Genomic DNA, 11,450 nt, shown 5'->3' on the forward strand with positions numbered 1-11,450 from the left:
GGTTTAAAGCGGTAAGGGTAGGTTTCGGCAGCAGTCCGACTGAGGCTTAGGGGCCTACCTGTGCTGCCGGAATATTGTCTTCGCAAATGGCCTGCATGGTGCGACGGAACTGCGGGGTCAGTGGTTGCTGGGTCTGGAAATGAATAGCTGAAGCTTGCAGCAACTGCGCAATGTCTGCATTGCTTTCACTGCCATCCAGTTTCTTCACCGTGTCGATAAAGGCGATCACCTCATCCCAGCTCATGGCTTCCTCGCAGCTTCGCATAATACGAGGGTGACGAGTGCGTTCGCATTCTTCTTTCACCAGCAGCTCTTCGTAAAGCTTCTCACCAGCGCGCAAACCCGTGTAGTGAATTTCAATGTCGCCATCCGGGTTGTGCTCATCTTTCAATTGCAATCCGGAAAGCAGAATCATTTCCTTGGCGAGGTCGGAGATTCGCACAGGCTCGCCCATATCCAGCAAAAAGACATCGCCGCCCGAACCCATGGCGCCAGCCTGGATCACCAACTGAACGGCTTCGCTGGTAACCATGAAATAGCGGGTGATGTCCGGGTGAGTTACCGTGATTGGGCCACCAGAGGCGATTTGTTCTTTAAAGTGCGGTACAACCGAACCGGAAGAGCCGAGCACATTACCAAAGCGAACCATGCAAAAGCGCGTATGCTGTTGTCTGGCGTCCATGGCCTGCAAAATCAATTCGGCAATGCGCTTAGAGGCACCCATAATATTAGTTGGGCGCACAGCTTTGTCAGAAGAAATCAGGACAAAACTGTCAACGCGATGCTCGACGGCCGCTTTGGCGGTATACCAAGTAGACAACACATTATTGCGCAGGCCTTCGGCCTTATTTTCTTCCAGCATGGGCACGTGCTTGTATGCCGCCGCATGGTAAACCGTGTCGATGGCATTTTTTCTAAAAACACGTGCAATCAGCTGTTCATCGGCAGCGGAGCCCAAAATGGTCTTGAGAATCAGAGGTTCCTCACCATCTTCTTGGTAATGCCGCAGTTGTTCGTGAATACGGTAGAGGTTGTACTCGTTCTGCTCGAGCATCAAAAGTGCTTTAGGCTGCAACTGAACAATCTGTTGACAGATTTCAGAGCCAATAGAGCCACCAGCGCCAGTGACCAAGACCGTTTTGCCTTTGATGTTGGCGGCCATCAGTTTGTAATCCGGCAAGCTTGGATCGCGGCCCAGTAAATCTTCAATTTCGATATCTTTAATATCGTTGAGATTGGCGCGGCCCGACAGCAGTTCAGACATGTTGGGCACGGTTTGAATTTGTACCGGCATGGTCTCCAGCATTTTCACCACTTCATGGCGTTTGGCTCGAGGCGTTCGGCCAAGCGCCAGCAGAACCTTATCGGTCTGGTAGCGTTCCATTAATTTGGTCAGCGAGGAGAAGGGGAATATATTCAGGCCGCGCACTGAGCTGTTGTGCAGCTTTTTATTGTCATCAATAAAGGCCACAGGTTGATAATCAGGGGAGAGCTGCAATGCAGCGACTAATTGGCTGCCGCTCACACCGGCGCCATAAATAATGACTTTTTCGCCTTGCATCACATCACTGATTTGAACCAGGTTGCGAATAATCAGGCGCGGGAAGCCGACCAACAAAAGGGCGGCAAACACATAAATGACAGGTACCGAGCGAGGCATAAAACTGTCGGTGAAGAAACTGCTGGCAATCAGTGCGACAGCAGAGATCACGATCCCCAGCACCACCGTATAAATGGCTTGGTAGGTCATATAGCGCAGTACGGCGCGATACAGGCCAAGGCGTATAAAAGAAGCAACAGAAATAATGGTGGTCAATGCGTAGGTATACAGGTCGGATGCAAGGGAGAAGTGATAGCTTTCACCCAGTCGAATTGCAAAAGCGATGTACAGAGCCGTCGCAATGGCCAGCACATCATAAAGCACGGAGACGCCCCGCTTAAGCGCGCGAGGGGTTTGTGCGAGTTGTGTTTGCAATAGATCCAATGATTTCTTCGCTGTATTGTCGCCCCGAAGGGCCCATTTTTTTGTTGTGCTTATACGGTCTAACTAAATCGCTCAATCCAGGCGTTTTAGGCTGTTGGTTTTGAACCTAGCCAATACAGTCTACTGTCGTCGGGTACCGAAAGTGCTAGCCAATGTGATGAAGCAAAATTCAAGCAACTGCCTATTCTAACGCCCTGATGCAGTATGCGCTATAGCCCCTTTGAGCTATAGCTCAGAATTATGACCGGCTTTGAATTTAAGACCAATGGTCAAAAGTGGTAGGCAGGCAAGGGCAAAGATCGCCGCTCCCCAATGGGGGGCTCTGGTCGCCAATAAGGCCAGGGGCAATAGCCATACAACATTGATTAACAGCATAGCACACACAACGGGGCTATGATGTCGCCACTTCCGGCTGAGAATCTGGTAACTGTGACTGCGATGCCCTTCATTCCAGGCCTGGCCGGTGAACATGCGGTAGAGCAGCGTCCAGCTGGCATCGACAATGAAAGCGGCAAGAAGAATCAAAGAGGCCCAAAGGGTAATCTGATATTGATGCGCACAATAGCAGGCGCATGCAAACAGCAGCAAACCCAAAAAGCAGCTGCCAATATCGCCCATAAACAGCTTGGCTGGCGCCCAATTGATCCATAAGAAGCCCAAGATGACGGCGCTCAGGCCCAACAGCTGAATATCGAATGCACCGCCTTGCCTATAAATGATGAACTGCAAGCTCAATAGAACACAGATCGCTTCCGCCGCCGCAATACCATCAATACCATCCATAAAGTTATAGAGGTTAATCATCCAGGCGATGGCCAGAAGGCTCATGGGGGCCATCCAGAGCGAGGTTATCGGCAGCTGAAAACCAGCGATGGGAAGAAAAATACCCTCAGGCAGCAAGTACAACAAGAATGCCGCACACGCGAGATGAGCAAAAAAGCGGAGTCGGCGGGGCAGCGATTGGTGGTCATCCACAAAACTGAACAACCCCAAGAGGCCAGCGGGTAAATAGATTGCGAGCAACCATTCTGTCGACGCGAGTTGAAGATACCATTGGCAAAGTGCCGCCAGAGTGGCTACCACTACAATGGCCAGCCCACCCCCTCGAGGAGTGACGACGGTATGAGAGCTGCGTTTGCCTGGCACATCGACCATATTGGTTCGCAACGCATAAAAACGCACGCCGTGACTGAGCAGCCAGCTGAACAGACAAAGGGCAATTAAGGTGATGATGGTGGCAAGGCCCGTCATGATTTGCCTTCCTTCGAATGCGTCTTTGCATGAGAAGGGGCAAAACTGTGCTCCAAAAGACTTTGCTCTGGCGTGTAGGGCGCTACCCAGCCCAGAGCGATATTGCAGGGTTTATTGTTCAGGGCAAAGTTGCTGCTGAGTTTTCCCCATTGTTGTTCAAAACCGGGAAGGTGCCGCAGCAGGTTTAACAGCCAATTGGGGAGTGAAAATAATCTCAGTGTCCGGCCGTCGGCTTTGGCTAAAATATCGAGCAGTTCACGGCTGCTGAGAGCTTGCCCATCAGCGGCAATGCAGGTGTTGTTCGTCGGGGGAGGGCAATCCAGGCAGTGTTCTATTAAGTGGCAGAAGTTTGCCAGAGAGATCATGCTCCGCCGATTGTGTAAGCCACCAAAAGGCAAGGGCAGGCCGGTTCGTATCAGAGATTGAAGGCGCGCAATATTGCCCTTGGCATGTCGATCATAAACCAGACCGGGGCGCAGAATGATCAGCTCAATACCACTGCGCTCACAGAAGGTTTGAAGCCACTGCTCAGTTTGCCATTTGGCTTTAGCATAAGGATCTTCAGGGGCCGGCGGAGTTTGGTTATCGAAAGCGCACTGGTGACTGCATTCGGCAAACACCTTGGCACTGCTGATATAAATAAAACGTCTGGCCTCCTGGGCGGCAGCGGCGTGGGCAAATTCCTGGGTCAGGGTTAAATGCGCGGCCAACTGCAGTTGAGTTTCCTCTTCCTGGCTGGCACTGCCTTGGTGCGCACGACCAGCCAAGTGAATAATACAATCGCCCGTTTGGATATGGGTGCTGAGATGATTACGGTGCCAGTTGCTCCCAAGGGGAACATAATGAACCTGATCCAGAGGCTGTTCAGGGCGCGCGCGACACAGGGCGGTAATGCCTTGTTGCCGCCATTGGGTGTTGGCGCACAATTGCTGGAGAAGGGCTTGGCCAACAAAACCACTGCTTCCGCTGATTACAATGGCCATCTTGCTAGCTGGGCTCCCGGGTATTCACATCATCTGGATTTGTTTGATTTTGGGGGCAGGGTACCCATGTTTGAAGGCTTGTCTTAACACTCATCATAGCTAAAGCCGCTAAGTACCTGCTGTAGCAGGGTATTTTACGCAAATACAATGGGAATGATACGACTTTTTTCACCCTTTGAGCCTTGCCAATCCCTGATCTCGCTGGTAGAGTACGCGCCTCGATTGCCAAGGCGTCCTGCCAATGCAATCTGCTCAGTACGACCGTAGCTCAGCTGGTTAGAGCACCACCTTGACATGGTGGGGGTCGGTGGTTCGAGTCCACTCGGTCGTACCAATTTTCTTTGCTTATTCAAGCACTTGTGAAATTCCCAAAATTTAATTGTTGTGGTTTATGCAATAGCCATAAATCTTTATGCAAAAACTGGCTCACTGGCTGGCGTTACCTTTTCCAAATCATGAGTGTAACTGTCTTTGATAGCCTGGTTTTTATGGCCTCCCAGGTCTTTGTTTTCCAAGTCGGTCATGCCCTTGAGTTTCAACAAATGGAGTGGCCAATACACGTCCTCGAAACCCGTTTGTACCATCATTTTCTTGAGGCGACTCATTGATGCCTTCGTTCGAAATTTTTTGTCCCTTGCGATCGGTCAACAGAAGCATGTGCAGAGCATCTTGGCTGCATCGGTACGTAGGTTAATCAAGTACTCTCGCTGCAGAGGCATAGTGCTTTTGAGTTGTGCTGGCGAGTTCTCTGAACTGGCGAGAATAATACTCAACGCGTCGAGTGTTCAGACCGCCATCAGTATCTTTTGGTGGGTAGCCCCAACCAAGAACCGAAGGATATGACGGTGAACCCCGACGGGCTTAAACGGGTTTCGGCGGTGATCAAGTCGACTCTGCTCAATGATTCTGAAGATAGCGTACTGGCGTTGCCTGCTCAAGAAGAAAAGACAAGACTCGATTAGGCGCACTGATCTTTTCTCAATGTGATGTGTATTGCGGATTGAGAAGTAAGGAAGAGCTAGATGCCATTCGAGGTCAGGGCCTGGTTGATCTTGTAGTTTGGGTGGACGCTTCACATCGTTTACCTGCAGAACCGATCATCTCGATGAAGCTGAGTTATCAGGATGCGGATTTCATCATCGACAACAATGGCAGCTTGGCGGACCTTGCCCCGGCAATGGATAGATTTCGACTCACTATGGAACTGGGCTGCGGGTCGAGCCATGATTCAGGGGGCGGCATGAAGGGGAGGTCTCCGACTGTGGAAGAGATTCAATGGATAGATGACATATGCAATCTAGAGACTGTGAGGTGCGTGGTATGTTGGTTCTGCGATGGAGTTTCGAATCCAAGAGTTTCGTCGTATCACATTGATGGTCGAATAAAGCCTGATACGCACCTTTTGACCATTGCTCTTTGCAGTAAGCACCACCAGGAGAAAGACAACCAGAAATCACCTCGATGGATCTCTCGTCATGGTGACGGTAAAAAGGCTGTCGAGGAAAGGTATGGCACGGAATTGGAGTTCCTAGAGCTAACTAGTGTTCTTGTACGTGCCAAACGAAATGTGCTGAAAGTGTAGTTGATGTTGTCTAATACCGAGTGGTTGCTCCGGGAGTGGGCTATGTGGGTCAAGCAGGGGGATCGGGGGTTGGGATACCCAGGGATCTCTTTAGTTATCAGAAAGACTGGGCCAGCTATTCAGATTACTGATGATATGGCTTTGGTAATTGATAGTGCTGTCGCCAGGTTCAAAAAGCGGGATCCTGAGGGCGGCGAAGCCTTAGTTACTTACTTTCTTGAAGGTGAGAACTATAGTCATGTTGGCTGAAAGATGTCCTTGTCGAATCGTAGAATTGAACTGCTTGTCAGAGCTGGGATCTGCTGGGTTGATGGGGTACTGGAGGGAACGTCATTAACGGGGTAAAATGCATGTTTATTTTCCATTAGGATCCAGTGTCCGAAGTACAACTTGAAAAGGATTATTCGTGAAAAAGTTAACGACAAACATGGTAGTGCATATCATCGTGCTCATATTAAACCTGTGTTTATTTGGGGTCATGGGTTTTTTGATGATTACTAATCCTGAATCAGAAAATACGAGGGCTTTATTTTGGGTATTGGTATTGATCCCAATTGTTTCGTTATCTCTCGCCGAAAGACTTTTCCCCCTGAAGACTAAGACTCTCTTTGATATTGATGCGAAGTACAGCTTGAATGAGGACAAAGATGAGAAAATTCGACTCCAGAGAAGGAAAGAAGCTTTAACTCAGCACAATCAAGCTTTAGAGCTCGTAAGGGAAACTAAAAAAGGGGTTGATGAACTAAAGGAAGAGAATAGAGAGCTAAGGCAGAAGTTAACAGAGCTTGAGCTTTATTCAATGTTTCCTGAAATGTTAAATGAAATTTCATTAGACTTGAGGAGTCAGGCTGATAGGCATCATGAGAAAGCTTCTTTTTTATTGGAACAAGGAAACAAATTCGCAAAAAATGGTATTTATTTTTACTTTTTTCTATCGTTGCATGGCAGGCTTACATAAGTTTGGTTGGATTTTCTGTTTATCATCTTTATGGGATTATCACGACGTCCCTTTTGTTTGTGTTTGTCGAAGCTATGGCAGCTTTCTACATGCGTCAACACTCTCATTTCATTCAAGTTTCAACGCTTCAAAGTAAGGTAAAAGCAGGTATTGATAAGCATCACCTGTCTTATGTGTTGGCAAATGAGCTGGAAGGGGATCATCGGGACGAGGCCAAGAAGAAGCTGATTGAAACGCTAGAAAAGGAGATCGATTGGCCTCTGCTTGCTAGTTCCAGTGATCACCCAACTGATCTAAATGTGTCTGCGAAGGCTATTGCTGATGTTGTTAAGGCTGTAAAGGAATAGGGTGTATATGTCAGAAGGGGAAGGTAGAAGTTTTCTGGATCCAGATAGAAAATTGCATAAGACGCCATTGTTTTGGCTGTCGTTGATGGTGCCCGTAGGGATCGCTGTGATTGCGGCAATAGTGATAGCTTGGTGGAATTATGATGATTTATGTTGGTCTCCTGACCTTAATTGTATCAAGGGTTTCTTTCCAACATATGAGGTTCCAATTGCACTAGGCTCGCTTGGCCTAATTATGGGGGCTTTGATAGCTCAGATGCATAGGTCAGGCCAGACTCTAGAAGCTTTCAAATTGTCGCAGGACTCTGCTAATTATTCAGCTCGAACATCACATAAGGCAGAGTTTTCAGAGTTTATAGAAAAGCAAGAAATGATATTGGTGCACGGGGAAACTAGCTTATACCTAGCTCCTAGGTCCAATTACAACCATTACCAGAAGTTTTTTCCAAAAAATCTTCGGGAAGTTGTCAACTTTACTTTTGATAAAACCCTCTTGGAAGGATTTAGAGGAAGCCTTGTTTGGCATTTTAAAAATGAACTTGAGAAGGCGGTGGAAAAAAGTGTCCCTTTTCCTGATGAGGATGCTGTTTTTGAAACTGTCAGATTGTGTGGTTATCAGTTGCTATACAAGAGTTCTGATGGTGAGTTTTCAACGGCCAAGGGCTTGGGTAAGGAATCATTACTGCCTGCTTTAAATGGTGTGTTGGAAGCTGATTGTAGGTTGGCTAGGTTTCTTTTTAGTGAAGTTTTTAGTATTAGCTGTTCGCCACTAGATGAAGATTTTATAGAGAAGATAGTTGCACAGTTTGGTGAAACGAAGTAGTATTTTCCGTATAGAGTGAAATTCGTACGCCTCGTTGGAAATCAGCGGGGCGTTTTCATTTCTAAATCAAACACGAGTTTAAAAAACCGGCCTAGTGCCGGTTTTTTCGTTTTCGGAACAATGAAATATGGCGCAGCCGTTAAAAAAAGTTCGGCTGATTCGCCGTTCCTTGGGATTACCTGAGTTATCAGAAGCCACTATGGGGGTGATTCTTACGCCTAGTGGAAGCAGCTATAAAACCATTGAGCCCCCGTGGGACGCCAACAAGCCAAACGTATCTTGTATTCCTGACGGTGAATATGTGTGTCGCCGAGATAGAAGTGGTCGCTTTAAGTTCTTTAGCGTTACCAATGTCCCTGAGCGTAGCCACATAGAGATTCATCCCGCGAACAATTACGTAAATCCGATTAAAGGTAAGCAGGAGCCACATGGTTGTATCGCGCTGGGTCAGCGGATTGGAGATAGCCGCATGGTTCTAAACAGCCGTTCAGCATGCTCTGACTTTCTCCTTGATGTGGGCGATTCGGATTTTCACCTAGAGCGTAGTTTGAGTATTTCACGCTTGGCTTCCAGTAGTTCCTTCTCTTGTAATTCATTTTTTCCCGGCTTTACTGTATTCACTCACTTGACAGGCTGTGTTGGGAAACACCTAATCTCTCAGCCACCTCAGCAATGCTGAATCCTCGATCCACTACCTGCTTTACGGCTTCGTCTTTAAATTCCGGAGTATATCGTTGTCCACTCATAGGGGCTTCCTCCTAAACTAAATAATAATCCAGAAGTGTCTATGAAACCCAGGTTGCTCGAGTCTGTGAATTCAATGCACCCTCCAGCGTCTCGAATAGGGTGCATGTTGGCGGGGTAGTGCGAACTTCAGTTACATTTGTGACGTGTAGTTTCGGTCGTTTTTATTAAGGCCTATCTTTTGGACTTGGACTTGCCTGTTTTTTGCTTAGATGTAGAGTAGAAAACTTTTCTCCAGCACCACTTAAATACGATTCTTGACGAATAAGTTGACCAGATTTATTTGGTAGTACGAAAGCCAAAGAATGTTGATGGGAGTGATCCAGGCTTGATAGGTTTGTAGCGTCACGATAGCTGAACGACAGTTTTTTCTTTGTCGAATTGGGGGTCATCTGGAGGCGTGGTTGGTTTCCCTGAGGGCAATAGTGCGTGGCAATAAGGTTTTTTCCATCTAAGTGGTAGAGGGTGAGCGAATGCTTCTTTGTTCCTCGGCGCCATGTTTCGACAAGTACAGAGTTATTTGAAACGAGTGAGAATTCAATGCTGAATTTAGAGTTTGGCTTTTCTGTCTCGGTCCAAATGCCCACTAAATTTTTCATTTGCGCAAAGGATTCAGAAGCGCTTGTTTCAGCATTTGATGAAGTTGATGTGAGAATCAAAAGCATCAGAAGAGTAAATGCAGATTTTTTCATTTTTAAATCCTTAAAGATAACTCAATTATTGTTGGAATAGGGATATCTATATAAATACTGTTCCGGTTTAATTTTTCCTAAATCAAACAATCCCGAAACGCTGGCGACCACTTTCATTTGATAATGGCGATAGTAGAAATACTGTAAGGCACCAGTGGAAACAAAAGAAGAAGGTGTTGGCCTCTTCTTTTGTCTTGTTATCAAGATCAAGCTACTATTTTAGTTCTGCAGAGCATGCTTTGGCGTTTTCTAAAGCAATGTCTTGTATCTTTTTAGTATCGCCAGATGCTTGCGCTTTGAGTACTGCATCATAATCAGTTTTTTCAACGTTACATACGCAAAGCTTTTTGGTTTGTTCCTGCATGTTTTCTGGCATGCTTGCGGATTGGATTTCGCAACCCTTCATTGCAGCTTCCTTAAGTTGTTTGGCATCCATTGCCTGACAGGCGCCAGAGAGTACAAGTAATAATGTGGCCGCTAACATGTTTTTCATTTTTTTACCCCAAGATATAGTCGTTAAAAGGACCTGCAACTTAACAGATCGTATCTGGGATGCACATCGATGAGAGTATGTGCCGTACCCAATAGAGCTAACATAATGGACATGCAAAATGTGAGCTCATGCAAATGATGTTCTGTGTATTTACTAAACCGTAGTTAAAGTCACTGAATTGATCAAAAATCACGCTCTGATGAATGCCCAAAACCCTGATGGGAGGTTCGTTTGATTGGGTGAATGGTGAACAAGGAAATAACATTCGTTCATTATTAAAACAACGTTCCGAAATACAAGTAACTGGTGTGATTGAGTTGCATCTTGCCTATGAGCGTTGCCATAACTCAGTCGAGATCAGCTGTTTTGCAGTGAGCGATTCCCCGAAGGGCTTCCAATCCCGGTTTGTTCGATTGTCGATAGTCTCAGCCTCCTTCGATCCGTCAGAACGGTGCAAGAGAAGAGATTCTGAGCTCAGTAAGAATAGCCCAATTAACTAAAAACCCTGATATTTGTGAAGAAAGCTGTTCACGCATTTCCTGGGTGATGCTTTAGGCGACAAAGGAGGTGTTGGGCTTTATAAACTTGAGTAGTTTGTGGCTTTTCTTAGTAATATAGTATCAGATGTTGTGCTAAGAATAATAAGTAAATAACGGCGCTCATGTACCGTTCGATTTTTCAGATGGTGTCTAAGACACTACCGCGAGTATTTACATTCAACTATTTCTTCAGGGGAAAACATGAAATTTCTAGCCTATTTTGCCGGGATGATGCTCATCTCCGTGTCATCGTTTGCTGCAGTCCAAGTAACCCCCACTACACTGACTACTTCTGAAAGCGGGGCGGCAATCACTTATTGAGTGGTTTTGGATTCTCCACCATCGGCTGGTGAAACCGTTACGATTACGCCTTCATCCAACGATGTTACAGAAGGTACTGTTTCTGCGGCTCTCACATTTGATCTTTCCGATTATGAAACACCTCAATTCGTTACTGTCACTCCTGGGGCATCCGGAGACGATAACGATGGCGATGTGGCTTATACAATCACTAATACAGTATCGAGCAATGTTGGTGGTGGTAATTATGATGGCGAGACAGCCAGCAGCGTAAGCGTTACTAATGCCAATATTGATGGTGTTGATGTGGTTACCGTTTCTCCCTCATCCGGTATTTTCATCAGCGAGGGCAACAACCAGGCTATTACCATTGCGGCGCTTGGCGGCCCAACGGCCGACGTGACGTTAACGTAACAATTGTGGATGCTACAGAAAGTGCTGTTTCGACCACGGCGATTAGCCTGACGGCGGGCAATGGTTTTTCACAAACAGTGACATTGTCCGTTCCAACAGATGGGATCGTAGATGGCGATCAGGCATTTACGGTAACTACTGGCGCGACTACCTCTGGCGATGCCGGCTTTAATGGAATTAACCCCGTAGATATTGTTGCGGTAGCAGTAGATGTGGATACTGCGGCGCCAGCTGCTGCGGCTACAGCGGTACCCACAATGTCCCCATTGTTTTTGCTGTGTAGTGGCATAGTTAATTTGGCCACCTGATTGGAGGTGATATCATCGCCTCTTAGGCAAAA

15 protein-coding genes, 1 tRNA gene and 1 pseudogene are annotated in these 11,450 nt (G+C 46.9%); 9 read left to right on the forward strand and 8 right to left on the reverse strand.

The genetic code is table 11. From position 1 onward, the window contains the following. Positions 1 to 46 precede the first annotated feature (46 nt). From ABWW03_RS19075 to ABWW03_RS19085, 3 genes are all read right to left on the reverse strand, one after another. Positions 47 to 1,984, reverse strand: coding sequence for a polysaccharide biosynthesis protein (locus ABWW03_RS19075; protein WP_353411117.1), 1,938 nt, complete (start codon positions 1,982 to 1,984; stop codon positions 47 to 49). A gap of 225 nt (positions 1,985 to 2,209) precedes the next feature. Beyond that, positions 2,210 to 3,235, reverse strand: coding sequence for an MraY family glycosyltransferase (locus ABWW03_RS19080; RefSeq protein WP_353411119.1), 1,026 nt, complete (start codon positions 3,233 to 3,235; stop codon positions 2,210 to 2,212). After that, positions 3,232 to 4,218, reverse strand: a complete 987-nt coding sequence (locus tag ABWW03_RS19085) for an NAD-dependent epimerase/dehydratase family protein (protein WP_353411121.1) — start codon at positions 4,216 to 4,218, stop codon at positions 3,232 to 3,234. The genes ABWW03_RS19080 and ABWW03_RS19085 overlap by 4 nt, the downstream gene beginning before the upstream one ends. 257 nt (positions 4,219 to 4,475) lie before the next feature. Between ABWW03_RS19085 and ABWW03_RS19090 the strand changes: the two genes are divergently transcribed. Further along, positions 4,476 to 4,552 (forward strand) — tRNA-Val (locus ABWW03_RS19090). A gap of 76 nt (positions 4,553 to 4,628) precedes the next feature. On the opposite strand, the gene ABWW03_RS19095 is transcribed toward ABWW03_RS19090, so the two are convergent. Next, complete coding sequence (locus ABWW03_RS19095; protein ID WP_353411123.1) at positions 4,629 to 4,823, reverse strand: hypothetical protein; 195 nt, start codon at positions 4,821 to 4,823, stop codon at positions 4,629 to 4,631. Positions 4,824 to 5,057: 234 nt separating this feature from the next. On the opposite strand from ABWW03_RS19095, the gene ABWW03_RS19100 reads away from it, so the two are divergent. The 7 genes from ABWW03_RS19100 to ABWW03_RS19130 all read left to right on the forward strand — a co-directional run bounded on the left by ABWW03_RS19100 (position 5,058) and on the right by ABWW03_RS19130 (position 8,607). Then, on the forward strand, positions 5,058 to 5,180 hold the full coding sequence (locus tag ABWW03_RS19100) for a hypothetical protein (protein ID WP_353411125.1): 123 nt from the start codon (positions 5,058 to 5,060) through the stop codon (positions 5,178 to 5,180). A gap of 278 nt (positions 5,181 to 5,458) precedes the next feature. Then, positions 5,459 to 5,800: a Ref family recombination enhancement nuclease gene (locus ABWW03_RS19105; RefSeq protein ID WP_353411145.1), complete on the forward strand. Its 342-nt coding sequence runs from the start codon at positions 5,459 to 5,461 to the stop codon at positions 5,798 to 5,800. Between the two features lie 3 nt (positions 5,801 to 5,803). Beyond that, positions 5,804 to 6,049, forward strand: coding sequence for an antiterminator Q family protein (locus ABWW03_RS19110; RefSeq protein ID WP_353411127.1), 246 nt, complete (start codon positions 5,804 to 5,806; stop codon positions 6,047 to 6,049). A gap of 157 nt (positions 6,050 to 6,206) precedes the next feature. After that, a complete protein-coding gene (locus ABWW03_RS19115) occupies positions 6,207 to 6,758 on the forward strand; it encodes a hypothetical protein (protein ID WP_353411129.1) in 552 nt (183 codons plus the stop codon). A gap of 2 nt (positions 6,759 to 6,760) precedes the next feature. Next, positions 6,761 to 7,105 (forward strand): hypothetical protein, encoded by a 345-nt coding sequence (locus ABWW03_RS19120; RefSeq protein ID WP_353411131.1) that lies wholly within the window; start codon positions 6,761 to 6,763, stop codon positions 7,103 to 7,105. Positions 7,106 to 7,112: 7 nt separating this feature from the next. Further along, positions 7,113 to 7,928 carry a hypothetical protein gene (locus tag ABWW03_RS19125; RefSeq protein WP_353411133.1) on the forward strand — a complete coding sequence of 272 codons (816 nt, stop codon included), beginning with the start codon at positions 7,113 to 7,115 and terminating at the stop codon, positions 7,926 to 7,928. 199 nt (positions 7,929 to 8,127) lie between these two features. Further along, complete coding sequence (locus tag ABWW03_RS19130) at positions 8,128 to 8,607, forward strand: DUF5675 family protein (protein ID WP_353411147.1); 480 nt, start codon at positions 8,128 to 8,130, stop codon at positions 8,605 to 8,607. Here the strand turns inward: ABWW03_RS19130 and ABWW03_RS19135 are convergent. The 3 genes and pseudogenes from ABWW03_RS19135 to ABWW03_RS19145 form a co-directional block, all read right to left on the reverse strand. Next, positions 8,558 to 8,674 (reverse strand): annotated as a pseudogene (locus ABWW03_RS19135) (transposase); the annotation flags it as partial. The gene ABWW03_RS19130 and the pseudogene ABWW03_RS19135 sit on opposite strands and share 50 nt — an antisense overlap. A 165-nt stretch (positions 8,675 to 8,839) precedes the next feature. Then, complete coding sequence (locus ABWW03_RS19140) at positions 8,840 to 9,364, reverse strand: hypothetical protein (RefSeq protein ID WP_353411135.1); 525 nt, start codon at positions 9,362 to 9,364, stop codon at positions 8,840 to 8,842. A 214-nt stretch (positions 9,365 to 9,578) separates the two neighbouring features. Continuing rightward, positions 9,579 to 9,857 carry a hypothetical protein gene (locus tag ABWW03_RS19145; protein ID WP_353411137.1) on the reverse strand — a complete coding sequence of 93 codons (279 nt, stop codon included), beginning with the start codon at positions 9,855 to 9,857 and terminating at the stop codon, positions 9,579 to 9,581. Between the two features lie 866 nt (positions 9,858 to 10,723). Between ABWW03_RS19145 and ABWW03_RS19150 the strand changes: the two genes are divergently transcribed. Next, positions 10,724 to 11,110: a hypothetical protein gene (locus ABWW03_RS19150; protein ID WP_353411139.1), complete on the forward strand. Its 387-nt coding sequence runs from the start codon at positions 10,724 to 10,726 to the stop codon at positions 11,108 to 11,110. A gap of 118 nt (positions 11,111 to 11,228) precedes the next feature. On the opposite strand, the gene ABWW03_RS19155 is transcribed toward ABWW03_RS19150, so the two are convergent. Continuing rightward, on the reverse strand, positions 11,229 to 11,450 hold a 222-nt coding region (locus ABWW03_RS19155), incomplete at its 5' end, for a hypothetical protein (RefSeq protein WP_353411141.1).

The sequence above is a fragment of the Pseudoteredinibacter isoporae genome, from assembly GCF_040372805.1.
In the GTDB taxonomy this organism is placed as follows: domain Bacteria; phylum Pseudomonadota; class Gammaproteobacteria; order Pseudomonadales; family Cellvibrionaceae; genus Pseudoteredinibacter; species Pseudoteredinibacter isoporae_A.

Coding starts and splice junctions, on each gene's coding strand:
- ABWW03_RS19145 (WP_353411137.1), bottom strand. CDS start 9,857: ATGAAAAACATGTTAGCGGCCACATTATTACTTGTACTCTCTGGCGCC.
- ABWW03_RS19130 (WP_353411147.1), top strand. CDS start 8,128: ATGGGGGTGATTCTTACGCCTAGTGGAAGCAGCTATAAAACCATTGAG.
- ABWW03_RS19080 (WP_353411119.1), bottom strand. CDS start 3,235: ATGACGGGCCTTGCCACCATCATCACCTTAATTGCCCTTTGTCTGTTC.
- ABWW03_RS19125 (WP_353411133.1), top strand. CDS start 7,113: ATGTCAGAAGGGGAAGGTAGAAGTTTTCTGGATCCAGATAGAAAATTG.
- ABWW03_RS19105 (WP_353411145.1), top strand. CDS start 5,459: ATGAAGGGGAGGTCTCCGACTGTGGAAGAGATTCAATGGATAGATGAC.
- ABWW03_RS19110 (WP_353411127.1), top strand. CDS start 5,804: ATGTTGTCTAATACCGAGTGGTTGCTCCGGGAGTGGGCTATGTGGGTC.
- ABWW03_RS19140 (WP_353411135.1), bottom strand. CDS start 9,364: ATGAAAAAATCTGCATTTACTCTTCTGATGCTTTTGATTCTCACATCA.
- ABWW03_RS19085 (WP_353411121.1), bottom strand. CDS start 4,218: ATGGCCATTGTAATCAGCGGAAGCAGTGGTTTTGTTGGCCAAGCCCTT.
- ABWW03_RS19100 (WP_353411125.1), top strand. CDS start 5,058: ATGACGGTGAACCCCGACGGGCTTAAACGGGTTTCGGCGGTGATCAAG.
- ABWW03_RS19095 (WP_353411123.1), bottom strand. CDS start 4,823: ATGAGTCGCCTCAAGAAAATGATGGTACAAACGGGTTTCGAGGACGTG.